The following is a 23,821-nucleotide window of genomic DNA, read 5'->3' as shown; positions in this document are numbered from 1 at the left end:
ACGCCCGAGCCTAGGCGCTAGCGCGGGGCGAGCACCCCGACGCCGACCAGCGCCAGCAGGGCCAGGCCGAGCACCACGCGGTAGACGACGAACGGCGTGAACGTGCCGCGGTCGAGGTAGCGCAGCAGCCAGGCGATCACCGACAGGCCGACGCCGAACGCGATGACCGTGGCCAGGATCGTCGGCCCCCAGGAGACGGTCTCCCCCGCGACGTCGCCGGTGAGCGCCTCGTAGACCTGGAAGAAGCCCGACCCGAGCACCGCCGGGATGGCCAGCAGGAACGAGTACCGGGCGGCGGCCGCGCGGGTGTAGCCGAGGAACAGGCCCATGGTGATCGTGCCGCCGGAACGGGACACGCCCGGCACCAGCGCCATCGCCTGGGCCAGGCCGAACAGCAGGCCGTCGCGGACGCTGAGGTCGGCCAGCTCGCGCTTCTTGCGGCCGACCCGGTCGGCCCAGTACAGGACCAGCGAGAACGCGACCAGCGAGATGGCCACGATCCGCAGGTCGCGGAACGTCGTCTCGATGTCGTCCTGGAACAGCAGGCCGAGGACCACGATCGGGATGCTGCCGACGATGATCAGCCAGCCCATGCGGGCGTCGGGGTCCGACCGCCGCGACCGGTGCCGCAGCGCCCGCAGCCAGGCCGCGACGATCCGCGCGATGTCCTTGCGGAAGTAGAGGAGCACCGCGGCCTCGGTGCCGATCTGCGTGATCGCGGTGAACGCCGCGCCCGGGTCACCCCAGCCCGCGGCCTCCCCGACGACGCGCAGGTGCGCGCTGGAGGAGATCGGCAGGAACTCGGTGAGCCCCTGCACGAGCCCCAGGACGACGGCCTCGAACCACCCCACCGCCGCTCAGCCCCGGGTTCCGGGGGTCGGGCGGGACGCGGTGCGCGGGTTCGGTCGGAGCACGGGAGGACAGCCTAGGTCGGGGTCGCCGGGGCGGGGCGGGCACCACGCGGGTCGCCGTCCTCACACCGCCGCGCCCACCGGCCGGTGTCGGTCCGCGACGGTAGGTTGGCCGGTCGTGGAACAACGGGCGCTGGGACGCAGCGGCCTGGTCGTCTCCCGGCTGGCGCTGGGCACCATGACCTGGGGCCGGGACACCGACGAGGACGAGGCGGCGCTGCAGCTCACCGCGTTCGTCGACGCCGGCGGCACGCTCGTGGACACCGCCGACGTCTACTGCGACGGCGACAGCGAGCGGACCCTGGGCCGGCTGCTGGCCGACGTCGTCCCGCGGTCGGAGGTGCTGGTCGCGACCAAGGCCGTGGGCCGCACCGGGCCCGGGCCGCTGGGCCGCGGCGCCTCCCGCGGGCACCTGCTGGCCGCGCTGGACGCGTCGCTGGCCCGCCTGGGCGTCGACCACGTCGACCTGTGGCAGCTGCACGCCTGGGACGACCACACCCCCGTCGAGGAGACCCTCGCCGCCTGCGACGCCGCCGTCGCCAGCGGCCGCGTGCGGTACGTCGGTGTGAGCAACTACACCGGCTGGCAGACCGCGCAGGCGGCCACCTGGCAGCGCGCCTGGCCCGGCCGGACGCCCCTGGTGAGCACCCAGGTCGAGTACTCGCTGCTGCAGCGCGGCGTCGAGCGGGAGGTCGTGCCCGCCGCCGAGGCGCTGGGGCTGGGGGTGCTGGCCTGGTCCCCGCTGGGCCGGGGGCTGCTCACCGGCAAGTACCGCACCGGCACGCCGGCGGAGTCGCGCGGGGCCTCGCCGCAGTGGGCCGGGTTCGTCGACGACCTGCGCTCGGCCACCGCCGACCGGATCGTCGAGGCGGTCGCCACCGCCGCCGACGGCCTGGGCACCACCCCGCTGGCGGTGGCGCTGGCCTGGGTGCGCGACCGCCCCGGCGTCGCCGCGCCCGTCGTCGGCGCCCGCACCGCCGCCCAGCTGCAGGCCTCGCTCGACGCCGAGAGCGTCCGGCTGCCCGCGGCCATCCGCACGGCGCTGGAGGACGTCTCCGCGCCGCACTTCTCCTACCCGGACCAGCGCACCGCCCGATGACGACGACCTCCGTGAGCACCGCTCCCGCCCCCGACCCCGTCTTCGCCGCCTTCGTCGCCGCCGGCCTGTGGCCGGGCCTGGGCAAGCGGGCGGCCGCCGAGCTGCCCGCCGCCGGCATCACCTCCCCCGACGACGTCACCGCCGCGAAGCTGCTGAAGATGCCGCGGGTCGGCAAGCAGCGCGCCGAGCGGCTGTTCTCCTCGTTCCTGTCCGCCCAACCCACCTACGGCGTGGTCGAGCTGCTGGTGCGGGCCGGGCTGGAGGCGAAGCTGGCGTCCTCGGCCGCCGACGCCCTCGGCGACGACGCCGCGCGGCGGCTGCGCGACGACCCGTGGGCGCTGCTGGGCCTGCACGGCGTCACCCTCACCGACGCCGACCGGCTGGCGATCTCGCTGCTGCCCGGCGCCGACCGGCAGGACTCCCGCCGCGGCCGCGCGATCGTCGTCATGACCCTGCGCACGGCCAGCCGCGACGGGCACACCGTGCTGCCCGCCGACCTGGTCGTGGCCGCGCTGCGCGCCGAGGGCGTCAGCGACCCGGCGGCGGCCGTCGTCGCGGCGGTCGAGTCCGGCGAGGTGCTCGACCACGAGCCGCCGGAGCCGGAGTGGGACGAGTCCTCCGACAGCGATCCCGACGCCGAGCCGCCGGAGCCGGACCCCGCGCTGCGGATGCTGTCGCTGGCCCGGTTCGGCATGGCCGAGGAGGCCGTCGCCGAGGGCGTGGCCCGGCTGGCCGCCACCGCCGAGCGGATCGCCGACCCCGCCGCCGTCCGGTCGGTGTCCAAGGGGCTCGACGAGGCGCAGAAGCAGTCCGTGGCGCAGGTGCTCGGCGCCGGCGTCTCGCTGCTCACCGGCGGCCCGGGCACCGGCAAGAGCCGCACCGTGGCCGCGATCGTGCGGCTGCTGCGGGCCAAGGGCACCGAGGTCGCGCTGGCCGCGCCCACGGGCCGGGCGGCCAAGCGGCTGGAGGAGCTCACCGACCACCCGGCGGTCACCGTGCACCGGCTGCTCGGCGCGCAGGGCTTCGGCGGCGGGTTCGCCCGCAACGAGGAGTGGCCGCTGGACGCCGACGTCGTCGTGGTGGACGAGGCGTCGATGCTCGACGTCGAGCTCACGGCGGCGCTGGTCGAGGCCTGCCCCGACGGCACCCACCTGCTGCTGGTCGGCGACCCCGCGCAGCTGCCCTCGATCGGTCCCGGCCACGTGCTCGGCGACCTCATCGACTCCGGCGCCGTGCCGGTGACCGAGCTGACCACGCTCTACCGGCAGGCCGAGGGCGGCGCGATCGCCCGGCTGGCGTCGGCGGTGCGCACCGGGCAGCTGCCGCCGGTGGACTCCCCCGACCGCGAGGTGGTGGTCGTGCCCGCCACCGGCAGCGGCGAGGCCGCCCGGCGGGTGGTGCAGCTGGTCACCGACTCGATCCCGCGGGCGCTGGGCATCGACCCGCGCAACGTGCAGGTGGTGACGCCGGTGCACCGCGGGCCGGCGGGGACGATCGAGCTGAACAAGGCGCTCAAGGAGCGGCTCAACCCCGGCGACGGCACGGTGTTCGGCTTCGACGTCGGCGACCGGGTGGTGGCCACCGCCAACCACCTGGACCTCGAGCCGATCGGGTTCGCCAACGGCGAGGTCGGCGTGGTCACCGGCACCGGCGAGGGCTCGCTGACCGTCGACTTCTCCTCCGGCCCGGTGACGGTGACCGGCGACGCGCTGCCCGACCTCAGGCACGGCTGGGCGATCACCGTGCACCGCGCGCAGGGCTCGGAGTGGCCGGGCGTCGTCGTGGTGCTGCCCCCGGAGGCGGGCGGGATGCTCTCCCGGCCGCTGGTCTACACCGCGCTCACCCGCGCGCAGCAGCACCTGTCGATCGTGCACGCGTCGGGGGCGGCGCTGGCGCGGGCGGTGCGGGAGGTCGACGTCCGCCCGCGGCGCACCCGCCTGGCCGGCCTGCTGCGCGAGAACCTGGACGCCTGACGCCCGCCTTCCGCGCGCGGGAGGCGTTCAGTCGCGGCGGGTCAGGCCCGCGCGCAGGGCGCACAGCAGCTGCGACGTCGCCGCGCGCAGCTGGCCGGGGCAGGTCAGCGGCCGCGGGAAGGGCACCCGGACGTCGCGGTGCCCGCCCGGCCGCTCCACCCGCAGCCGGTAGCCGAACCGGTCGACGCCCAGCGGGCGCACCGTCTCCCCCGGCCCGGCCGGCACCCGGCTGCGCAGGACGGCGAGCACGTCGGGGTGGTCGCGGTCGAGGTGCTGCAGCATCCGCGCCTCGACGGCGGCGAGCGGGTCGGGCCGGGCGGCGGCGAACTCGCCCGGCGAGACCTCGGCGCACGCGTCGCCCTCGCGCAGCACGACCTCGGCGAGGTCCAGCCGCAGCAGCGTGGCCGAGGTCCCGACATCGAGCAGCGCGCCCTCGGGGCGGACCTCGGCGAAGGCGACCGCGGCCGCCCGCCGGTCGACCTCGGGCACCGGGGTGAGCCAGCCGGCCAGCCAGAGGGTCGCCCGCACCGGGTCGCGCAGCGGCACCGGCGCGCGGTCGCTGACCATCAGCAGCGCCGTCACGTCCCGGTCCGGCGCGGCCTCGAGGGCGGCGGCGACCTCGCCGTCGGCGGGGACCAGCACGAGCACCTGCCCGGCGGCGGTGGTGGCGTGCGCGAGGGGGCGGCTCGGCTCGCGGCCGGCGACGCACAGCGCCGCGGCGCTGCGGGTCGCGGCGGTGCGGGCCCGTTCGGGGGCGCCGGCGACGGAGAGCGCCGGAGAACCCGGGCAGGTGGTCATGGCTCCCCCTCGAGACGACGGTAAGGGAAGCCTAACCACACCCACCGGCGGAGGGGAAGCGGAACGTCACCCGCCGTTGGCGGCGCGCGCCCGCCGCAGGTTGTGCCGGACCGTCGCCGGGAGCAGCGCCAGGTTGCCGATCGCCCCCGCGGCGAGCACCACCAGCAGGTAGACCACCGCGCCCGCGCCGAGCACGACGGCCAGCACCACCGCGGCCAGCAGGCACAGCCCGGCCAGGCCGAGGACGACGGAGGCGGCGCGGTCGCGCCCGGCGTGCGCGGCGTGCTGCTCGTCGAGGACGGTGAGCGTGGTGCCGGCCCAGTCGGCGGCCGCCGGGCGCAGCCGCGCGTCGTCGACGGGCCGGCCGCGGGTCACCGCCGTCTGCACGGTGTCGGCCTCGGCGCCGCTCAGCCCGTGCCGGGCGACCACCTCGGCGCGCAGGTCGCGGGTGCCCGGGCCGCGCAGGTCCGCCCAGAACCGGCGGCCGGCGAGCGACCAGGCCAGCAGCGGCAGCACGAGCGCGACGAGGAGCAGGAACACGAGCACGAGGGGCACCCGCCGAGCATGCCGGGCGGGTGCCCGCCCGGGGACGCGGCCACCCCGGACGGGTGTGCCGGACGCTCCGGCGGGGCACGGGGGCGCTGACCCGACCGGGAGGGGCCGCGTGCACGCACTGGTGACCAACGACGACGGGATCGACAGCCCGGGGGTGCACCTGCTGGCCCGCGTGGCGGCGGAGGCGGGCCTGGAGGTGACGCTGGCCGCGCCCGACCAGGAGTACAGCGGGTCCAGCGCCTCGCTGACCGCGCTGCTGCAGGGGAACCGGCTGGCGGTCCGGGAGCACGAGCCGCCCGGCGGGGGCGCCGTCCGCTCCCTGGCCGTCGAGGCGTCGCCCGCGCTCATCGCCTTCGCCGGGGTGCGCGGCGCGTTCGGGCCGCGGCCGGACATCGTGCTCTCCGGCGTCAACCGGGGCCCCAACACCGGCACGGCGGTGCTGCACTCGGGCACCGTGGGCGCCGCGCTGAGCGGCGCCACCCACGGGCTGCCGGCCCTGGCGGTGTCGCTGGCCGGCGCCGCCGACCCGGCCGCGGAGCACGCCTGGGCCACCGCCGAGGAGGTGGCCCGCCGGGCGCTGCGGTGGACCCTCGGGCACGCGCCGGGGCCGGTGGTGGTCAACGTCAACGCCCCCGACGTCCCGCCGGAGCGGCTGCGCGGGCTGCGCCCGGCCCGGCTGGCGACCTTCGGTGCGGTGCAGGTCGAGGTCGGCGAGTCCGGCGAGGACTTCGTGACGCTCACCTTCCACGAGACCCCCGACGGGCCCGTGCCGGGCACCGACGACGCCCTGCTGCAGGAGGGGTGGGCCACCGTGACCCTGCTGCAGCCGCCCGCCGAGGCGCCCGGGGCGGACTACCCGGGGCTCGACGGCGCCTGAGCGAGCGGCGGGCGCAGGCGCTCGTGCGCCCAGACGGCGAGCGTCGTCGGCGTGGTGGGTCGCCGGTGGGCATATTCACCACGATCGCCGTGCCGCGGGTCTGCTCGCCCCACGGACGATCCCTCGGTCAGACGGTGCGGTCGTCGTCGTCGAAGGGGACGTCCGCCTCCTGCTCCAGCACGTCGGCCTCGTTCGCGTCGACGTCGCCGACGGGGCGCAGCGGACCGGCCGAGCCCGGCGCGGTCGACAGCTGCTGCTCGAGCGCGTCGGCCTCGTTCGCGTCGAGGTCGCCGACCGGTCCCGCGTCGCCGGCCCCGGCGGGGGCCGGGGGCTCGAGGAGGGCCTCCTGCTCGGCGCGGTCGGCGTCGGTGGCGGAACCGGGATCGGTCACGTCGTCCTCCCTCGGGTGCGGATCGGGTCGCCGTCCATCCTGCCGCCGGTCCCCGGCAGCGGCAGTCCGGGAACCGGCACCCTGGTGACCGGCGGGTGTCCACCGTGGCAACATCGGGCGGGTGAACGCCGCCGACTGGGAGTACGCGCCGCTGCGGATCCCCCCGGGCACGTCCCGTTCCGCAGCGGCGACCATGTTGAGCCTCCAATCCGACGTCGGCGGGTGGGAGCTGGCCCGCCTCCAGCTGCACGCGGACGGCACCCGCAAGGTCGTCCTGCGGCGCCGCGCGCGGCTGTCCTACCTGCCGATGCCGGTCACCTAGCCGGCTCGCTGACGACGCAGGGCGTGCTCCCCGGGTGGGGAGCACGCCCTGTCGCGTCCTCAGGGGTCGCGTCCTCAGGGGACGAGGACGACCTTGCCGACGGTGCCGCGGTCGGCCAGCGCGGCCAGCGCCTGCGGCGCACGGTCCAGTGGGAGGACCTGGCCGACGAGCGGGTCGATGGCGCCCGCGGTGACCAGCCGGACCAGCTCGTCGTGGGTCTGCCCGATCACGGCGGGGTCCTTCTTCTTGTACAGGCCCCAGTGCAGGCCGACGACGCTGTAGTTCTTGACCAGCGCGTGGTTGGCCGGCGCCTCGGGGATCCGCCCGCTGGTGAACCCGACGACGAGCAACCGGCCCTCGAAGGCGATGCACTTCCGCGACCTGTCGAACACGTCACCGCCGACCGGGTCGTAGACGACGTCGGCGCCCTCGCCGCCGGTGAGCTCCTTGACGACGGGGACGAAGTCCTCGGCCGTGTAGTCGACGACGTGGTCGGCGCCGAGCTCGCGGCAGACCTCGACCTTGTGCGCGCCGCCGGCGGTGGCGATCACCTTGGCACCGGCGGCCTTGCCGAGCTGGATCGCCGCCGAGCCGACGCCGCCCGCGCCGGCGTGCACCAGCAGCCACTCTCCCGCCTGCAGGTGCGCCCGGCGGTGCAGGCCGACGTGCCCGGTCTGGTAGGTCAGGTACAGCGCGGCGGCCTTCTCGTCGGACAGGCCGTCCGGCACCGGCCAGGCGTCGCGGGCGTTCATCAGCGCGTACTCGGCGAACGCGCCGGGACCGCCGGCCGGGCCGCCGATGACCCGCCGTCCGTCCTCGGTCTCGCCGCACAGCTCCACGCCGGGCGTGAAGGGCAGCGGCGGGCGCTCCTGGTACCTCCCCTGCGCCATGAGGACGTCGGGGAAGTTCAGCGCCGCCGCGCGCACGCGCACCTTGATCTGGCCCTCGGCCGGGGTCGGCTCGTCGACGTCCTCCAGCCGCATGACCTCCGAGGGGTCGCCGAGCTCGTGTACCCGCCATGCACGCATGCGCCGACCCTGCCAGAGGCCCGGTGACGCCGGTCACCGGCCCCCGGCAGGAGCGGTCAGAGCATGGACGGCGGCCGCAGCGCCTCGGGGACGACGGCGGTCTCGCCGGTCGCGGTCTTCGCGCTGGGCACGCCCTTGAACTTGTAGGGCACGGTGCCGACGCCGGGCTGGATGACGTACGCGGCGCCGGGCTCGCCCGAGGTCCAGGCCATGACCATCGCGTCGGCGACCTCGGCGGCCGGGATGACCGGGAAGTCCGCGGCCTCGAACTCGTGCCGGATGCGGTCGATGATCGCGGTGTCGGCGAAACCGGGGCAGATCGCGGTGATGGTGATGCCCTCGCGGGTCAGCCGCGGCGCCATCGACCGGACGAACGCGATCGCGCCGCCCTTGGCCACGCTGTAGCCGGGGTCGGTGGGCATCGGCGACAGGCCCGCCAGCGACGCCGTCACCACGATCGCCCCGCCGCCGGCCCGCTTGATCGCCGGGCGCGCGGCCTGCACGCCGTAGACGACGCCGAACAGGTCGATGTCGACCACGCGCATGAACTCGTCGAGGTCGAGGGCGTCGTCGCTCTTGGCGGCGGAGATGCCGGCGTTGAGGTAGGCGGCGTCGAGCCGGCCGTGCTCGGCCTCCACCTGCGCGACGACGGCCTCGTTGGCGGCGCGGTCGGTGACGTCGAGGGCGACGAAGTGCGCGCCGAGCTCCTCGGCCACCGACCGGTTGCGCTCGGAGTCGAGGTCGGCGGCGACGACGGTGACGTCCCGCTCGCGCAGCTTCTGGGTGAGGGCGCGGCCGAAGCCGCCGGTCCCTCCGGTGATCAGCGCGACGGAACCCGGGCCGGGAGGTGTGGGAGAGGTCACCCCGGCATCACACCACGGGCGCGCTCCGGTGACGCCACCCCTCCGGTCCGTCCCCGCGATCAGGGCGCCGGGACCGGGACACGCGGGCCGGTCGCGGTCCGGGCGCCGTGATCGTCGCCGGAGTGCCGGGCGTCAGACGCCGCGCAGGAAGCGGTCGAGCACCCGGACGCCGAAGCGCAGCGACTCCACCGGCACCCGCTCGTCGATGCCGTGGAACAGCGAGGCGAAGTCGAGGTCCGCGGGCAGCCGCAGCGGGGAGAAGCCGAAGCAGCGCATGCCCAGGCGCTCGAAGCTCTTGGCGTCGGTGCCGCCGCTCATGGTGAACGGCACCGGCCGCGCGCCGTCGTCCTCGGCCGTGAGCGCCTCGGTCATCATGTCGACCAGCGGGCCGTCGAACGTCGTCTCCACGGCCTGGTCGTGGACGATCCACTCGCGCTGGATCCCCTCGCCGACGAGGCTCGCCAGCTGCCGCTCGAACTCCTCCTCCTGGCCGTGCAGGAAGCGGCCGTCGACGATGGCGCTCGCCGTCCCGGGGATGACGTTGGTCTTGTAGCCGGCGGCGAGCATCGTCGGGTTGGCGGTGTTGCGCAGCGCCGCGCCGATCATCCGGCTGATGCTGCCCAGCCGGGCCAGCGCCTCCTCCGGCTCGTCCGGGTCGATCTCGATGCCGTAGGCCTCCTCGACCGCGGCGAGGAACTCGCGCATGGGCGGGGTGAGCACGGTGGGCAGCCGGGTCGAGCCCAGCCGCGCGACCGCCTGGCACAGCCGGGTGACGGCGTTCTCGTCGTGGACGAACGAGCCGTGCCCGGGCCGGCCGCCGGCGGTCAGCCGCATCCACGCCAGGCCCTTCTCCGCCGTCTGGACGAGGTAGAGGCGCAGGTCGTCGCGGACGGTGATCGAGAAGCCGCCGACCTCGCTGATCGCCTCGGAGCAGTCGGCGAACAGGTCGGGGTGCTCGTCGACCAGCCACCGGGCGCCGAGCCGGCCGCCGGCCTCCTCGTCGGCGACGAAGGCGAGGACCACGTCGCGCGGCGGCTGCACCCCGGTGCGGGCCCACTCGCGCACCAGCGCCAGGACCATCGCGTCCATGTCCTTCATGTCGACGGCGCCGCGGCCCCACACGTAGCCGTCGCGCTCCTCGCCGGAGAACGGGTGCACGCTCCACTCGGCCGGGTCGGCCGGCACGACGTCGAGGTGCCCGTGGACCAGCAGCGCCGGGCGGCTGCGGTCGGCGCCGGGGATGCGGGCGACGAGGCTGGCCCGCCCGCGCTCGGACTCCAGGACCTGCGAGCCGATGCCGACCTCGTCCAGCTTGCCGGCGACCCACTCGGCGGCGACCCGCTCGCCGGCGCTGGTGGCGGTGTCGCCGGTGTTGGTCGTGTCGATCCGGATCAGCTCGCTGAGCAGCTCGGCGACCTCGGCCTGGGCCTGGACGGGACCTCGGTTCTCCACCCCGGCGACACTACGGGCCCGCCCGGGCCTCCGACGGGGACGGACGACCGGGTGATGCGACACAGCGGGGTACCAGTGCCCGAGGGGCGGAGGGCGTCGGGTAGTCTTGGCCTCGCACTCGTCCGGGTGGCGGAATGGCAGACGCGCTAGCTTGAGGTGCTAGTGCCCTTTATCGGGCGTGGGGGTTCAAGTCCCCCCTCGGACACCACGTTTTGCACACGCCTCGGCCGTGTTCACTTCGGCGACCAGTTCTCCGCTGGCATGGTGGTAATCCAGGCGTACTCCGAGCTCACCGTAGAGCGCGGCCTTGGTCTCGGCAGACGCCGCTGACAGGCGGCTGACCAGCAGAGACAGGTCGCCGAGCACTGCGGTGAGGTCCGCCCGGCTGAGCTCGGTCGGGACTTCGTTGTTGAGCAGTGCGAGGTCGGTCCGCGCTCGGGCGAGGTCGGCCTGGGCCTCGTTGATCCAGGTGCTCACGACTGCCGGATCGGCGCCGTGGGCCAAGGCGGCCTTGAACTGGTCGAGGCGTTGCTGCGAGTCGGTGAGGCGTCGCGTGATGGCCATTCGCCTGCTGTCCTCAGCAAGGGAACCGTGATCCGTCGCGCTGAGGTCTTCGACCAGGGTCTCGACGCCGTCGGGATCGAGCACCTTGACGAGCCAGTCGTCGAGTTGACGGACGAGGGTGTCCTCGCGGAGGTAGACGGTGCTCGGGTGTGCGGCTTGCTGCGATGGGACGAGATCGGCGGCGCGGCAGCGGTAGTAGAGCGTCGGTCCGCGGCGGTGACCTGACATGCGGCGGCCGCACAGGCCGCAGTGCAAGCGTCCACGCAGTTGGTACGGGCTGGTGGAGGAGCGGACTGTCCGAGGGCGCTCCCCCGCGCCCCGAGAGCCCGAGGTGAGGAGGTCCTGGACGCGCGTGAACGTCTCGTCCGACACGAGAGCGGGATGCGCCCGCTCGGTGCTGGTCACGACACGTTCGGGGCCGCTCCTCCGGAAGACGGTGACAGTCCCGGCGGCGACGTCCTTCGGGTCGAGCAGCCGCTCGACACGGTGCCAGCGGCCCCAGACCTGGTGGCCGAGGTACCGGGGGTTCGTGAGGACGGCGCGGACGGTGGAGGCCTGCCAGCCGTCCTTCAGCCGGTGGGTGTTGCGGTTCGGGTCGTGCGCCGACGGGCAGGGCAGCCCCTCGGTGTTCAGCCGTGCGGCGATCGCCCGGAGGCCCGTGCCCCCGACATAGAGGTCGAAGATCCGTTGCACCACCGGCGCCGTCACGGGGTCCGCTTCGAGCACATGCAACGTGATGCCGTCGGCGGCCTTGCTCGGGTTGGGATGTGGGCCGGCGCTCACGATGACGTAGCCGTAGGGCGGCCGGCCGCCGAGGAAGCGCCCCTGGTTGACGGTCGCCGCTTCCATTGCGCCGATGACCCGTCGCTGGATGCGTCGGCGTTCGCCCTTCGAGATACCCCCGAAGATGGTCATCATCAATTCGTGGACGTCGGAGTCGGGGTCGATCCTGCCGCCGACGTCTGGCACCCACAGATCGACGCCGAAGTGCTGGAGGACGGGGAAGGTGTCGCTGAACTGGGCCCCGTAGAACGCGCGCTGCGGCTCGCCGATGACCACCGCGTCGAAGGTGCGGCTGGGTGCGGCGATGGCTTCCAGGAGGCGCGTCGCCTCCGGACGACGCCGCCAGGGAAGGGATCGGCTGTAGCCGATGTCGAAGAACTCCTCGACGATCGCCCCGTGCCCCTCGGTGAGTAGCGTGGCCGCGCGCCGCTGCCAGCCGAGGCTGGTCTGCGGGTCCTGAAGGTCCTCCGTGGAGCAGCGGCCGTAGAACGCGAAGCGCGTCAGACCTCCGCTGGTGCTTCCGGTCGTGCTGCTGCTCGCCATGTGGCCTCCCATGCGTGTGTGACCTGCCCGACTGCAGGATCTAGCACGGGTCCGACAGGACAGGGCGGTCTCCGGAGGTCCGGACGGGTGACCCCTCGGCTCAGCGGCCTACTGAGCCTCGACGGCTGCTTCCTCAGGTCGGTATACGAGGCGAAGGTCCAACGCTTCGTAGAGGGCGGCCTTCTGTCCCGGCGCGGCGTGCTCGAGACACCTGCGGACCGCATCGAGGTCACCAGTTAGGCGTTCGATGTCCTCTCGGGTGAGCCGGTCCTCCGAGGCTTCATCCAGTTCCGCCAACGCCCCGCGTGCTGCGGCGAGATCCGCCTGGGCCTCCTCCAGCCACGTCACCACGAGAGCCGGATCGGCTCCGGCACCGAGGGCGGCCTTGTACTGCGACAACCGCTTCTCCTGCTCGGCCACCCTGCGCGTCATCGCCTGCCGCTGGGCCGTCTCTGCAAGGGACGGCCGGTCCGCGGCCAGGAGGGCATCGACCGTGGCCTCGAACTGGGTTGGGGCCAAGCGCCCGAGGATCCAGTCGTCCAGAGCAGGGACGATGTGGCCTTCCTTGACGTAGACCGTGCTCGGGTGCTGCACATCCCGCAGACCCGGGACCGCCTCCTTGGCGCGGCAGCGGTAGTACACCTGGCCGTGGTTGCGGTTGCCCTGCATCCGGCGTCCGCAGATCCCGCAATGGAGGCGCCCCCGCAGCAGGTAGGGGGCGGACGATGCCCGCGGGCTGCGGGACCGCCGCGGCCCGTTGGCGGCGGTCGGTGCGGCAAGGCGCGCTTGCACCTGCTCGAAGACGTCCGGCGTGATGACCGACGGGTGCGCCTTCTCGCGACTGGTCACGATTCGATGCGGCTCACTGCGGCGAAACCCCACCACAGTCCCTGCAGCAACGTCCATCGGGTCGAGGAGCCTCTCGACCCGATGCGAGCGCGCCCACTGCGCGTAGCCCGTGTAGCGCCGGTTCGTCAGGATGGCGCGGACGGTGGAGGGCTGCCAGCCGTCCGCGGCGCGGTGCGGATTGCGCTCGCGATCGTGCGCCGAGGGGCACGGGACGCCCTCCGTGTTGAGCCGCTCCGCGATGGCGCGCAGGCCCACGCCACGCAGGTAGAGCGTGAAGATGCGCTCGACGACGGGGGCCGCGGCGGGATCCAGTTCGAGGACGTGCAGTTGCAGACCCTCGGCTGCCTTGCGCGGATTGGGATGGGGGCCGGCGGGGGCGAGCCGGTAGCCGTAGGGAGGACGCCCGCCTAGGAACCTCCCCTGGTCCACGGTGGCCGCTTCCATTGCGCCGGTCACGCGCGCCTGCACGCGCTTGCGCTCCGCCTTGGACACGCCGCCGAAGATGGTCATCACCAAGTCGTGCGCATCGGAGTCCGGATCGACGGGACCGCCGATCTCGGGCACCCACAGAGTGAGCCCGTAGTGCTGGAAGAGGGGAAAAGTGTTGCCGAACTGGTTGCCGTAGAAGGCGCGCTGCGGCTCCCCGATCACGACGGCGTCGAAACCACGATCCGGACGGGCCATGGCCTCGAGCAGACGGGCAGCCTCTGGACGACGCTGCCAGGGCAGAGAGCGACTCTGGCCCAGGTCGAAGAACTCCGTGACCACTCGGCCATGACCCGCGATGAGTCGCTCCGCGGCGCGCAGTTGCCAGCCGCGGCTCGTCGTCGGGTCCTGCAGATCCTCGGTCGAGCAGCGGCCGTACCAGGCGAATGTCAGTCCCCCGCTGGCGGTCCCGTGGCCGATCGCCGGGCTTTCCGAGAAGCGGTTCATGACGCCTCCTCCATGTGATGAGTCGAAGGCACCGCGCCCGCAGCGGAGTCACCAGAACGCAGGATGGCCAGAAGGATCCGGGCAGCATCGGGCGTCAGGACAGGGAAGGCGGACCCGGTTCGAAAAGCGATCCGACTTTCGCTGGTGACTGCGGTTGAGCGGTGCATGAGCAGTCACATCGGCCGGCCGCGCGCCAATTCGGGCGATTCGGAACAGAAGATGCTCACCCGTTTGGGTGATTTCATGCCTCGAATGATGTTTCGGGCTTGCGAAACGCCACTTTCAACACTCCGTCGGGATGGTTCAACCAATGGTGGACCCATGGAAGGGACCCATTCCTCGCGATGGTGGCCCTGATGCCGCAGGGCGGTATTGCGGAGTCGGTCCCCTGCCGAACAGCGCTCAGGAACGCATGCCGGGTCGCCTGCCGGAGTGGGGGTCGGCCGACTCGGCTGAATCGTCGATCGGTTCCAAGGCTTCGGCGGCTGCGTCGGCGAGGCCCATGTCCTGCAGCCAGGCGATCAGGTCCCGCTTGGGGACCTGACGAAGCATGCGTTCAGGCGGCATCTCGGGTTGGGGGCGCTTGGGCCGTAGAGGCGTGGTCCGCTCCGGGAAGCGGTCATAGAGCGGCTGTGGGGCTGCGAGTGTGAGCACCAGGTCTTCGGCCCCGACCTCGATTGCCGCGGCTCGTACCTTGGCCAGGATCGTCTGCGAAGGACTGATGTAGAGGACGTGGGCGTACTTGCCTGTTCGCTCAGCGGTCCTCCGATAGGCCAACAGCACCCGCTGGTAGTCCCGTGGGTCCTTGTCCGTGCGCTCGTACTCGACGGCGATTGCTCCACGGACTCGCCCTCCGCGCTGTGATCCGACGGGAACGATCAGGGCGTCGGGAAAGGCACGGGACCCGTTCACGGAGAGGTAGCCGTAGACCGGCTCGTCGGGCATGTACGGCTCACCACCAGGCGCGAGAAACACTCGGGACTGCTCGCGTGCCTGATACTGCGCCGGCCTCCGCATCGGCGCCTTGTCCACGGCAGTGATCTCGCGTTCGGTCACGATTCGGACCGGACGGGAGAACCCGTCCGGGAGCCAGCCTCGACCGTTCTCCCAAGCGATCACGCAGTCATTGAGCAGCAAGTTGTGCTCGAGCGTGGCTGCCGAGGGGTGGGCGAGGTACTGCGTCTCGACGTCCGGATACACGTCGCAGGAGACGTCATAGCCGGCGCGGGTCAGTTGATAGACGGGCCAGCGAGTGGCTAGCGGGGTGCGCTTCTCCACCCACCCGAGGCGCTGCAGCCGCGACAGCAGCGCCGACACGGCCTGACGGGGAGGCATGGCCTCCCGGGGCCATACCCGCCGCATCACCTGCGGGGCGGTTGCCAGACGCACGCGAGCGAGCCAGCCGACGACCTCGAGGTCCCTCCCCTGCGGGAAGACCCCGCGCTCAGCCACCCCTCGGCGGGGACGCTGCTTCCGGGAGAGGTTCCCGGGCCTGGAGGTGGGTGCATCCCCGGCGGGGTCGGCGCGGGGAGCCGGGGTACCCGCGAAGATGTTTACCTCCCCGCCGCTCAGGACGAACGGGGAGTCGAAGGCGTTGCTGGTCATGAGGAACTCCGTCGTGGGAGGCAGGTGTCGTCGCCTCATGTGTCGACGGCTCAGGGCTCATGCTTGACGTTGCTCCTGTCGTTGTTCGAGCGTTGCCCCGGGACAACGGCAGCCATGTCGGGTTGGTCGGCAAGAAACCGCAGGTCAACCGGGAGTAGACGCTTCGACCGCGAGCCAGGTCGAGGGGCACCTGAGGGGCCTCCTCGCTCCGCTCGTCGGGGCTTCCGGTCGAGCGGTCCACCGGAGCGCTCCATCCTGACGGTCGCTGGCGGTGGCCCGGGCGGCCCAGGTGGCTTCCCCTGCGGGGGTCGCATCGCTGCGCTCGCTTCCCCGCAGCGTTCCCCCCGGCCTCTGAGGGGTGGCCCCGCAACGGAGGGGGCCTGGGTGGCCGGACTACCTCCCCGCTGACTGACGGCTCCCCTCCCCCGCGTGAGCGCCCCCAGTACGGCTTCCCTCATCACCCCGGCAGGCGGTCCTCCCTCCCCCCTCCCTCCCTCACTTCCCTGGGTCGCGGAGGAACCGGGTACCCCGGCTCCCCTCCCCCTTGTCGGGGTGATGTCGGGTGCCGGGGTCGGTGGCGTTCTGCCCCTCGATGCGTCGCACTGCGCTCGCAGGGCTCGCTCCGGGCCGACGCAGGGCAGGCCGCCACCTCGCCGCTGACGACGGCTCGGCTTCTCGTGCCTCCATCGGACGGCGCAGTCGCGCCCTGGGGGCGCTCCTGAGCGGCGCCGCGTCTGGCAGCCCGACCCCTTCGGGGCCGCGCTGCTGTTTCGCCTTTCCCCGCTCGGGCGCGCAGCGCCCAAAGACCGCAGCCTCGTGTGCCTTACCGCCGCCGCGTTGCGCGATCTCGATCTGGGTGCCTGGTCCCGGATCCACTCCGGTTCTTCCAGCGGACACAGCGGGGTAGCCGGTCCTCGGTCGCGCACCGGGGCTGCCACGGCGTCGGCCTCGCCGCCGTCTAACTGCCGGTTCACCAGTCCGGGACGCTCATCGGTGTCGTCCCGGGTTACCGATGGCGCCCATCTGTCCGAAGGCACGCTTTGCCGTATGTCGACCGGAACGGTGGCCGTGAGCCCATTGATCGCCCATCGAAGGCTTACCTGTCTGGTGCGGCTGGCGGCAATCGACTCGGCAGGGCTTCCGGTTCCCCGGCACGGAGGACCTGGGCGGCCTGGGGCATGTCGCTGCCATTCACCGTGCCGGGCCGGGCCGCTGTTGCTCGGCGGGGCGACCGATCAGGTCCGGCCGATCAGGTCCGGCCGATCGGTCAGGGCGAGCCCTGGCGAGGGCGTCGACGAGTGCGATCTCAGCCAGGCCGGGTGCCTGGGCGTGCCGCCAGTCGTGGGGCCATAGGAAGCCGCCGTTTCCGTGGTCCCGTGGTGGGACGCGGCGGCCTCGTTCACCGGTCCTCCGGGGGGCGTGAGGTGCGGGCTGGTGAGAGAGGACTGTTGACCGTCTCGACGGAGCGCAGGTCCGGCGATACCTTGCCGGGGCCTGCCTGGATCTGGCCCACAGTGCGAGTGTCCTCACCGTCGAATACGGTCACCGGCTCACTCTGGGTGCCCCTCAGCGCGCCGTCGTGGTGCCGAGACGCGGACTGCTTCCGCACCCGCTGCTGTGGAAGCAGTCCGGTGTACCGATCTGGACACCGGGCAGGGGCCGGTGGGTGCACGACCCCGATAGACCCCGCGCACCCAGCCGGGGCCGGGAGTGCGTGCGCTCGTGCCGCGAGCCGAGCGAAGCGAGGCAGCGGCCACGGCGCCGCCTACCCCGCAGACCGGCGACAGGCTCCGACGCGGGGTGGCCCGGTGGCCTCGACGCAAGGCGTGGGGCGCGCCTCCCCGGCGATCCTGAGTTCCGGCGGCCCGCCGGGGAACCTCCCCCGGCGTTGACCCCGACCGCCGGCCGGACGTCACAAGGCGGGTTGACGCCGTGGCCGGGGCGGTGCTGCACGGTGACGGGGGGGCGCGGTCATGAGGGCTGCGGCGCACACAGTCTGTGTTCCGGTTCGGCGCCGGTGTTCAGGGACTGCGGAGGGAGGCCGACAACCGACTAGACCACCAGGAACACAGACTGTGTCCGCGGGGAGAGGGAACACCGATGCCGAAGAAAAGGGGCGAGCCAAAGCCGCCGCCGATCCTGAAGTTCCAGACGTCGACGGAGTACGAACACGCCGAGCGCATCCGTGAACTGCTCGATCAAGCCCGCCTGATCGCCGCGACCGGCAGCGTCGGCGCCGTTGCCCGCAAGCGGCAGTACCTCAATGCACTCATCAACCCGCACGCCACCTCGTTCGTATACGAGGACCACGGAGGGCAGCGACGAGCCACGGTGACCCTTTCCAGCAATATGGCGCGGGATCGGCTCGACTCCGTCCGGGCCCTGCGCATCGACGGACGGACCCGCGAGGAGGTCGGTGATTTGCTGGGCGTCACCAAGTCAGCGGTGCAGGCTCTCGAGGAGCGGGCCGAGGGCAAGCGAGCCAAGCAGAAGCGAATCAGCCTCAAGGACGCCGAACGCCTGGAAGCGGTCAAGGTCGCCGATGCCGCGATGGCACCTCCTGTGCCGGCCCTCTGAACCGTCCAAGCGCGGGCGGGACCGCGTCGGCAGTGCCGTCGGACCCTGTAGTCCTTCCTCGAGTTCCCGAGATGACGCGCCGAGGGTGGGCTTTGGAGCGTCGCCGAGGGCTACTGAGGCCCGGCCGGGTGTCCACTGGTCCGCTCTGCCCCGGGACACCGGAGGCAGAGCGGGTGCCCGAGCCGACCTGGCTCCGGCTCGCGCACACCCTGGGCCGCCCGCTATTGCGGCCCAGGGGCCAGTGATCCCAGGGCCCGGCCATCAGCCCTGGGTTCTGGGTGGAGCCGTCTGTCATCCGGCTCCACCCAGTTAGGACCGTAGGGCCGCCCTACGACAGCCCCTATAGACCCCGCGTCTGCTGTACTCGAATCGAAGCGTTACGAGTTGCCCAGACGAGGTTCTGCCGCTCCAGACCCGGGGCGGCAGAACCGCCTCGCGGCGCGGAGGGCGTGGGATTCGAACCCACGATGGGTGTTACCCCATAGCGGTTTTCAAGGCCCCTTGCACACCGGACGCTGCGGGTCGCCGAGGGGCGCCAGAGGGCGTTTGTAGAGGTCACGGGGCAGCAGGGTGGTCGCCGAGGGTCACCTAAGGTCGCCACGGGTCGGGTCCGGCGTCAGCATTCGGTCAGGGCCAACGAGGAACAGTCCCTAGAGGGACGCAGATCACGGGGCTCCGCCGAGTCCTCGCGTGAGAGCGCGCTGGCGCCAGCAACGTATCGGCCTCGACGGCGAGACCCGCTGGAGACCGACGACGGCGGCGCGCTGGAACTGGATGGGCGGCCCCAGGATCCAGCGATCGAGTAACCAAAACGGCTCGTCTTGCTGCACCTTGTCGGTTGCCCCTACGATCCCCTCCCGGCCGCGTCACCCGATAGGGGATCGAGTTGAAGATCGTTGTAACGAAGCACGCCCCGCAGGACTCCGGACAGGCTCGGGCCTGCAACTGCGGCAGCCAGTCCGGCGGAGGCAACTGCGGCGGCAGCAACAAGTGCGGCGTGGCGACTCACGCCTCCGGTGAGACTGCACTCCAGCCGCCGCTCAGTTGACAGTTCACTGACTAGGGTCGAGATGCCGGTGGAGACGCCGGGGTCTCGACCCTAGTCATTGCGGCGGGAGTGATTGCACTCTCGCGAAAGGCTGGCCGTTGACGCGTCAAGAGACTGGTCCCCGATTCGTCGGCAGCGCGCTCGCCGACGGAGACTCGCTAGTCATCCACGGGCCCGCGGGCGAGATGCGACTGTCCGGTTCCCGCGATGAGATCGCGAGTGCGCAGGCGCTCTTGACCACACTTGATGGAACCTGGCCGCTGTCTCAGCGTGCCATGGCGAGCCAGGACTTCTCGCTCCTCCTAGATGGTCTGGTTGAAATCGGAGCGCTTCTCGACGACCAGGAGGCCTGGAAGCGGTTCCACCTCATGTCCTCCAACCCGCCGCCCGTCCTGCAAGAGCATGACCCCATGGACGCGTACCGGCTGCCTAGGCTTCGTCCACCGGGATCCAGCGTTCGCGAACTCCCGTCCCAAAGTCCTCTCGTCGTTGATACGTCACAGACACATCGCTACTCGGTAGACCTGGAAACGCTGCCTGCTGACCAGTCGAAATCCTTCGATGTGGCGGTCGACCTCGCCACGCAGGTCTACCAAGCGATGACGTCCGGGCAGCGACCTGTGGCCTCCGGCGGCGCCCTATACCCGCTGCACTTCTGGGCCATCGGAGACCTGGGCTCACCCGGGCTGAGGGCGATGCGCGCGGTTGACCATGACGAATGCGTGCTTCGAGATGCCGGCACCATCGCGGTAGACGATCTGTCGGCACTGTTCATTCCCGACGCTGGCGTCCAACACGCGATAGACGTTGGCGCTTCGATCCTCGTCATCGCAGCCGATCCAACCCGGACGACATACAAATATGGCAACCGCGGCTGGCGGTATGCACTTATTGAGACCGGCGCCGCGATGCATCACATAATGCTCCAGGCGTCATCTCTCAGTGCCCCTGTCCGCCCCATCGCGGGCTTCTTCGACGATGCGCTTCGCGATGCGGTAACGCGCCCCGCTCTGCCGCTATTGACGATCTTCGTCGGCGCACCGCCTGCATGACCGAGACTTGGTATCTGACGCCGTCGGCTCTTGTAGCAGCGACACCCACCGCCCTCCAGATTTCGCATCGCGGCACGCGGGTGCACATGGAGTGGGACGCGTCGATCGATCCAGAAGACGCTTGCTCGGCCCTCCGAGACGAAGGAACGAAAGGGCTGGGCGCGCTCGTCGGTGAGGATCCCGTGACATTGGAGCTACCGCTGCATGAGGCTGCTCTTCTGACGCAGAGCCCTCCGCCCGATCTGGCCGTCTCCGGGACCGTGCCCCTCGCCGTCGCTCTGAAGAACCTGCAGTCCAACGGTCCACCAGCAGGCTTCCTGATCTACACCGCCGACGAGGCGTTCATGTGGAGCGGTCAGACCACGGCACTGGGCAAGCAAGCGTTCCGGCTCTTCGTGTCGAAGTTAGCGGATCTCGACCGCTGCCAGGCTTATGGACTACTGGCGAGCGGATCTCAAGTCAGCATCTCGGGAGACCTTCCTGATCCACGCAGTCTCGAATTGGCAGCCGCAAGACGAGTCGAGTTTGACGGCGCCGGAGCCGTCGCACTGGATCTGCACAGCGGGGATGTATCAGGACTGGCGTCTTCCCTGCAGGACTTGTGGAGCCCAGACTCCAGTCGCCTATCCGTGACTACTGTCACGCAGGTTCAGCAGTTCGATGTACAACGTGGCCGCCCCTTGTTCTGGGTCAACGGCTACACGGCATTTTCCAACCTTTCCACGGTCCCCCCGATAGGCAATGGCTCAGCACCGGACTTCGATCACCCGCGGGTGAGCGGAATCGATGAAGACCTAAGGTTGGCGCACACCAAGTGCATAGCGGAGGGTAAGGAACGCTTCACCGGCGGAGACGTTCAGGTTTCAGAACTACTCTTTTCAAGCGCCGACCAACTTCCTGGGCCGTGGCTGCATCCCGATCGCGCTATCGACTACTCCGCTGCACAACGTCGCCGACTTGGGCTATCCCGCTTCGATCCACGGACACCGGAGTGGTGGGGGAAGGGCGAGGGCGCGGAGGGGACGGTTTGGTTACCGGCCGCCCTCATCTACTACCCCTTCACCAAACTGCCCTCATGGCTCCCAGCGTCCGCCGTATCCTCAAACGGAATGGCGGCTTATCCCACCTTGCGAGAGGCCACTCGCCGCGCATGGCTGGAGTTGGTGGAACGAGACGCGTTCCAACGCGTGCGCATAACGGGACCCACCTCGCCCCCTCAACGAGTGGTCGCGACAAGCCTGCCGCGTGACTCGCATCGAATCGTTGCCTACTTGTCCGATCGCTCTGTCACACACGTGATGCACTTGCCGAGCGCCGCAGGGCCCGCGGTTGCGCTGGTCCGGGCTGACGACGGTACCGCCATGGCGATTGGCATGGCGGCCGCCGATGACTTCTCGACAGCCGTCGCAAAGGCCGGCACCGAGGCATTGGTGCAACTGGCCCATCCGTTTACGCACACCGTGAGTCCCGAGGAGGTGGACAATCCTGGCGATCACGCGGCTTTATATCGCACCCCCGAGTGGCGGAGACGGCTCGATTGGATGACTACCGGAGCCCTCGCGGACTTCGAAGACATCCCGGAGAGCGCATGGGACGGGACTGTGCCCACGACGTGCTTACGTTATGTCTTCTCAACTCCCGACAGTGGCCTCGCCGTTGTGCGAGCCGTGGACCCAAGCCTCATCCCGCTCACGTTCGGCTACGACGCCGATCCGACTGGGCATTCGCCATTTGCGGAACTCCTACAACGGGCGGGACATGACTCGGAGGAACCGCTCGACCCACACCCATTCGCATAGGCGGAGAAGTGAGTAGCGAGATGACCGTATCCCGTCAGTACAGTGCCATGGCGCGTGTTTATGACGCTTGGATGGCTCACGACAGGCCGCCCTACGATGACTGGGCCGCATATATTGACCGCGTCGTACGAGCGGCCGCTACACCGACCCAGCGCGTGCTGGAGGTGGGCTGCGGTACCGGCGCCATGACGTCGCGGCTCCAGGCCATGGGCTGGGACATGGTGGGCTTAGACGCATCGCCAGACATGATCGAGATCGCTAAGGAGACGCAGCCGCCTGGGCCACGATTCTTGTCTATGCGACTTCCGGATCCACAGTTCCAAGAACTTGGGACATTTTCCGCAGCGATCGCTTGCTTCGATACGGTGAACTATCTAAGCCAGCCGGGAGATCTGAAGACCGTCTTTGGTCAGATCGGACACTCACTCCTGCCTGGGGGAATCTTCGTCTTCGACACAAACACGAGATTCAAACTGGAGACACTCTTCGGCAGATATCACTCAGGCGATGACTTCCAAGAGTTCGCCTACGTATGGAGGAACCGCTACGAGGCTTCCGAGCGGTCATGCCATATCGACCTGACGTTCTTCATTCCCACCTCCGAGGGACTCTACGAGAGGTTCCTGGAGCATCATGTCGAACGCTGGTTCCTACGAAGCGAGATCGAAGATGCCCTCGCGGCGGGGGGGATGAGTCTTGACCGCATAACAGTGGCCTATACCGAACAACCTGTGCAGGTCGACACGCCACGCGTCACGTGGATCGCGAGGAAGACCGACTCGGTGGATGGCCAGGGCGATATGCAGTGAGACCAACCATCGACGTCGCCTCGATCGGCGAGGATGCACTGCTAGAGGTCCTCGACCTCGGTCCCGGCTATCTAGTCCTAGCTGCCGAAGAACTTGTCGGTAGGCCCGATGCTGAGGTTTGGCAAGCCCTAGAGGGTGTCGCCTCACTGCTTGGCCACCTTCTACCGCAGGACAGGTTCGGCGGCATTCGGCACGTCATACAGGTCGCGGATGCTGGGATGCCGTCTCAAGAGATCTTCCCGACCAACCCCGAGTCCTTCGAGTACCACACGGACGGCTCCTATCTAGTTCAAGATCGCGCCGTTCGGTACGTGGTCATGTACTGCAGCCAGGCTGCGCCTTCAGGTGGAGAAACCCTGCTGCTCTCCGCTGGCGAGTTGCAGTCTTGGCTCCGTCAACACGCGCCTGAGGGAGAGGAGACGCTCCGTCAACCAGTGCCCTATCTCGTCGATCAAGACTTGTGGGGCGTTTCGCAGGAGCCCGTTGTTTGGGCTCCGGCAATATGGGGTGGGTCGACGAGCACATGTGCACGGATCCATCGCTGGCGCATGGCGAACAGCGGCGTCTTGACGCCGGATCTTCAGAACGCTCTGCACGCACTGGGGGACGCGGTTGAGTCGTTGCGTCCAACAGCGGAGATGATGCTGCAGCCTGGGCAGTTGCTCATCCTGCACAACGAGCGAGTCCTCCACGCTCGGCGGGCGTTTCATGAGGGCCCGGACCACAACTCCTCCCGCAGGCTCCTTCGCCTCTGGGTCGGAGCAGAACGCGCACAGTCGCTGGTCCCATCGTCGGAACTCGGGAATCCTGCCCGCGACGCGAACGCGGACCTGCCCTCATCTCTGCCGGGTGACAGCCCTCAAACGCCAAGGCTGCGCCGGCGTTTAGCGCCGTGAGGCTGGAGGTCGTCCCTACCGTCTGTAGAAGTGCAGTGCGGCGCTGGCGCTTCCTGCCTTTTCATGCGGCACGGCGTCGGGGAGATGCTGGACG

The 23,821-nt window shown here is 71.0% G+C and carries 19 protein-coding genes and 1 tRNA gene; 10 read left to right on the top strand and 10 right to left on the bottom strand.

The window, feature by feature from the left end; translation table 11 throughout:
• Nucleotides 1-17: 17 nt before the first annotated feature.
• Nucleotides 18-851, bottom strand: a complete 834-nt coding sequence (locus tag ACI79B_RS18050; RefSeq protein ID WP_456929037.1) for an undecaprenyl-diphosphate phosphatase — start codon at nucleotides 849-851, stop codon at nucleotides 18-20.
• 178 nt (nucleotides 852-1,029) lie between these two features.
• Between ACI79B_RS18050 and ACI79B_RS18045 the strand changes: the two genes are divergently transcribed.
• Both ACI79B_RS18045 and ACI79B_RS18040 read left to right on the top strand, forming a co-directional pair.
• Nucleotides 1,030-2,010 carry an aldo/keto reductase gene (locus ACI79B_RS18045; RefSeq protein WP_456929038.1) on the top strand — a complete coding sequence of 327 codons (981 nt, stop codon included), beginning with the start codon at nucleotides 1,030-1,032 and terminating at the stop codon, nucleotides 2,008-2,010.
• Nucleotides 2,011-2,021: 11 nt separating this feature from the next.
• Nucleotides 2,022-3,983 (top strand): AAA family ATPase, encoded by a 1,962-nt coding sequence (locus ACI79B_RS18040; RefSeq protein WP_456929039.1) that lies wholly within the window; start codon nucleotides 2,022-2,024, stop codon nucleotides 3,981-3,983.
• Between the two features lie 27 nt (nucleotides 3,984-4,010).
• On the opposite strand, the gene ACI79B_RS18035 is transcribed toward ACI79B_RS18040, so the two are convergent.
• Complete coding sequence (locus tag ACI79B_RS18035; protein ID WP_456929040.1) at nucleotides 4,011-4,781, bottom strand: DUF2470 domain-containing protein; 771 nt, start codon at nucleotides 4,779-4,781, stop codon at nucleotides 4,011-4,013.
• 66 nt (nucleotides 4,782-4,847) lie between these two features.
• Nucleotides 4,848-5,336 (bottom strand): hypothetical protein, encoded by a 489-nt coding sequence (locus ACI79B_RS18030; RefSeq protein ID WP_456929041.1) that lies wholly within the window; start codon nucleotides 5,334-5,336, stop codon nucleotides 4,848-4,850.
• A 109-nt stretch (nucleotides 5,337-5,445) separates the two neighbouring features.
• Between ACI79B_RS18030 and surE the strand changes: the two genes are divergently transcribed.
• Nucleotides 5,446-6,213 carry a 5'/3'-nucleotidase SurE gene (gene surE / locus ACI79B_RS18025; protein ID WP_456929042.1) on the top strand — a complete coding sequence of 256 codons (768 nt, stop codon included), beginning with the start codon at nucleotides 5,446-5,448 and terminating at the stop codon, nucleotides 6,211-6,213.
• A gap of 127 nt (nucleotides 6,214-6,340) precedes the next feature.
• On the opposite strand, the gene ACI79B_RS18020 is transcribed toward surE, so the two are convergent.
• The gene (locus ACI79B_RS18020) at nucleotides 6,341-6,604 is read right to left on the bottom strand and encodes a hypothetical protein (RefSeq protein WP_456929043.1); all 264 of its coding nucleotides are present in this window, start codon (nucleotides 6,602-6,604) and stop codon (nucleotides 6,341-6,343) included.
• 121 nt (nucleotides 6,605-6,725) lie between these two features.
• Between ACI79B_RS18020 and ACI79B_RS18015 the strand changes: the two genes are divergently transcribed.
• The gene (locus tag ACI79B_RS18015; protein ID WP_387989578.1) at nucleotides 6,726-6,926 is read left to right on the top strand and encodes a DUF5703 family protein; all 201 of its coding nucleotides are present in this window, start codon (nucleotides 6,726-6,728) and stop codon (nucleotides 6,924-6,926) included.
• Between the two features lie 74 nt (nucleotides 6,927-7,000).
• Here the strand turns inward: ACI79B_RS18015 and ACI79B_RS18010 are convergent, their stop codons facing one another.
• From ACI79B_RS18010 to ACI79B_RS18000, 3 genes are all read right to left on the bottom strand, one after another.
• Nucleotides 7,001-7,954 (bottom strand): NADPH:quinone oxidoreductase family protein, encoded by a 954-nt coding sequence (locus ACI79B_RS18010; RefSeq protein ID WP_456929044.1) that lies wholly within the window; start codon nucleotides 7,952-7,954, stop codon nucleotides 7,001-7,003.
• 56 nt (nucleotides 7,955-8,010) lie between these two features.
• Nucleotides 8,011-8,817, bottom strand: coding sequence for an SDR family oxidoreductase (locus ACI79B_RS18005; RefSeq protein WP_456929045.1), 807 nt, complete (start codon nucleotides 8,815-8,817; stop codon nucleotides 8,011-8,013).
• 132 nt (nucleotides 8,818-8,949) lie between these two features.
• Nucleotides 8,950-10,269, bottom strand: coding sequence for a M20/M25/M40 family metallo-hydrolase (locus ACI79B_RS18000; RefSeq protein WP_456929046.1), 1,320 nt, complete (start codon nucleotides 10,267-10,269; stop codon nucleotides 8,950-8,952).
• Between the two features lie 120 nt (nucleotides 10,270-10,389).
• Between ACI79B_RS18000 and ACI79B_RS17995 the strand changes: the two genes are divergently transcribed.
• Nucleotides 10,390-10,477 (top strand) — tRNA-Leu (locus ACI79B_RS17995).
• Here the strand turns inward: ACI79B_RS17995 and ACI79B_RS17990 are convergent.
• From ACI79B_RS17990 to ACI79B_RS17980, 3 genes are all read right to left on the bottom strand, one after another.
• Entirely contained in the window at nucleotides 10,456-12,159 is a 1,704-nt protein-coding gene (locus tag ACI79B_RS17990; protein WP_456929047.1) for a recombinase family protein, read from the bottom strand. The genes ACI79B_RS17995 and ACI79B_RS17990 overlap by 22 nt on opposite strands.
• A 108-nt stretch (nucleotides 12,160-12,267) precedes the next feature.
• Nucleotides 12,268-13,941, bottom strand: a complete 1,674-nt coding sequence (locus ACI79B_RS17985; protein WP_456929048.1) for a recombinase family protein — start codon at nucleotides 13,939-13,941, stop codon at nucleotides 12,268-12,270.
• Between the two features lie 402 nt (nucleotides 13,942-14,343).
• A complete protein-coding gene (locus ACI79B_RS17980; protein ID WP_456929049.1) occupies nucleotides 14,344-15,546 on the bottom strand; it encodes a replication-relaxation family protein in 1,203 nt (400 codons plus the stop codon).
• A 2,100-nt stretch (nucleotides 15,547-17,646) separates the two neighbouring features.
• Between ACI79B_RS17980 and ACI79B_RS17975 the strand changes: the two genes are divergently transcribed.
• The 5 genes from ACI79B_RS17975 to ACI79B_RS17955 all read left to right on the top strand — a co-directional run bounded on the left by ACI79B_RS17975 (nucleotide 17,647) and on the right by ACI79B_RS17955 (nucleotide 23,727).
• Nucleotides 17,647-18,123 (top strand): hypothetical protein, encoded by a 477-nt coding sequence (locus tag ACI79B_RS17975; protein WP_456929050.1) that lies wholly within the window; start codon nucleotides 17,647-17,649, stop codon nucleotides 18,121-18,123.
• A gap of 1,323 nt (nucleotides 18,124-19,446) precedes the next feature.
• Entirely contained in the window at nucleotides 19,447-20,223 is a 777-nt protein-coding gene (locus ACI79B_RS17970; RefSeq protein WP_456929051.1) for a nitroreductase family protein, read from the top strand.
• Entirely contained in the window at nucleotides 20,220-22,022 is a 1,803-nt protein-coding gene (locus ACI79B_RS17965) for a YcaO-like family protein (RefSeq protein WP_456929052.1), read from the top strand. Before ACI79B_RS17970 ends, ACI79B_RS17965 begins: the two co-directional genes overlap by 4 nt.
• A gap of 8 nt (nucleotides 22,023-22,030) precedes the next feature.
• Nucleotides 22,031-22,831: a class I SAM-dependent DNA methyltransferase gene (locus ACI79B_RS17960; protein WP_456929053.1), complete on the top strand. Its 801-nt coding sequence runs from the start codon at nucleotides 22,031-22,033 to the stop codon at nucleotides 22,829-22,831.
• Nucleotides 22,828-23,727 (top strand): TauD/TfdA family dioxygenase, encoded by a 900-nt coding sequence (locus ACI79B_RS17955; protein ID WP_456929054.1) that lies wholly within the window; start codon nucleotides 22,828-22,830, stop codon nucleotides 23,725-23,727. Before ACI79B_RS17960 ends, ACI79B_RS17955 begins: the two co-directional genes overlap by 4 nt.
• Nucleotides 23,728-23,821 lie beyond the last annotated feature (94 nt).

This window comes from Geodermatophilus sp. SYSU D00879 (assembly GCF_054050375.1).
Note: the sequence above shows the minus strand (reverse complement) of the source record. Positions and strands in the feature narration are given on the sequence as shown.

Bases quoted from the DNA above. Each gene is read 5' to 3' on its own strand.
- ACI79B_RS18035 (WP_456929040.1), bottom strand. From the start codon at position 4,781: ATGACCACCTGCCCGGGTTCTCCGGCGCTCTCCGTCGCCGGCGCCCCC.
- ACI79B_RS18010 (WP_456929044.1), bottom strand. From the start codon at position 7,954: ATGCGTGCATGGCGGGTACACGAGCTCGGCGACCCCTCGGAGGTCATG.
- ACI79B_RS17990 (WP_456929047.1), bottom strand. From the start codon at position 12,159: ATGGCGAGCAGCAGCACGACCGGAAGCACCAGCGGAGGTCTGACGCGC.
- ACI79B_RS17985 (WP_456929048.1), bottom strand. From the start codon at position 13,941: ATGAACCGCTTCTCGGAAAGCCCGGCGATCGGCCACGGGACCGCCAGC.
- ACI79B_RS17980 (WP_456929049.1), bottom strand. From the start codon at position 15,546: ATGACCAGCAACGCCTTCGACTCCCCGTTCGTCCTGAGCGGCGGGGAG.
- ACI79B_RS17975 (WP_456929050.1), top strand. From the start codon at position 17,647: ATGCCGAAGAAAAGGGGCGAGCCAAAGCCGCCGCCGATCCTGAAGTTC.
- ACI79B_RS17970 (WP_456929051.1), top strand. From the start codon at position 19,447: ATGGCGAGCCAGGACTTCTCGCTCCTCCTAGATGGTCTGGTTGAAATC.
- ACI79B_RS17965 (WP_456929052.1), top strand. From the start codon at position 20,220: ATGACCGAGACTTGGTATCTGACGCCGTCGGCTCTTGTAGCAGCGACA.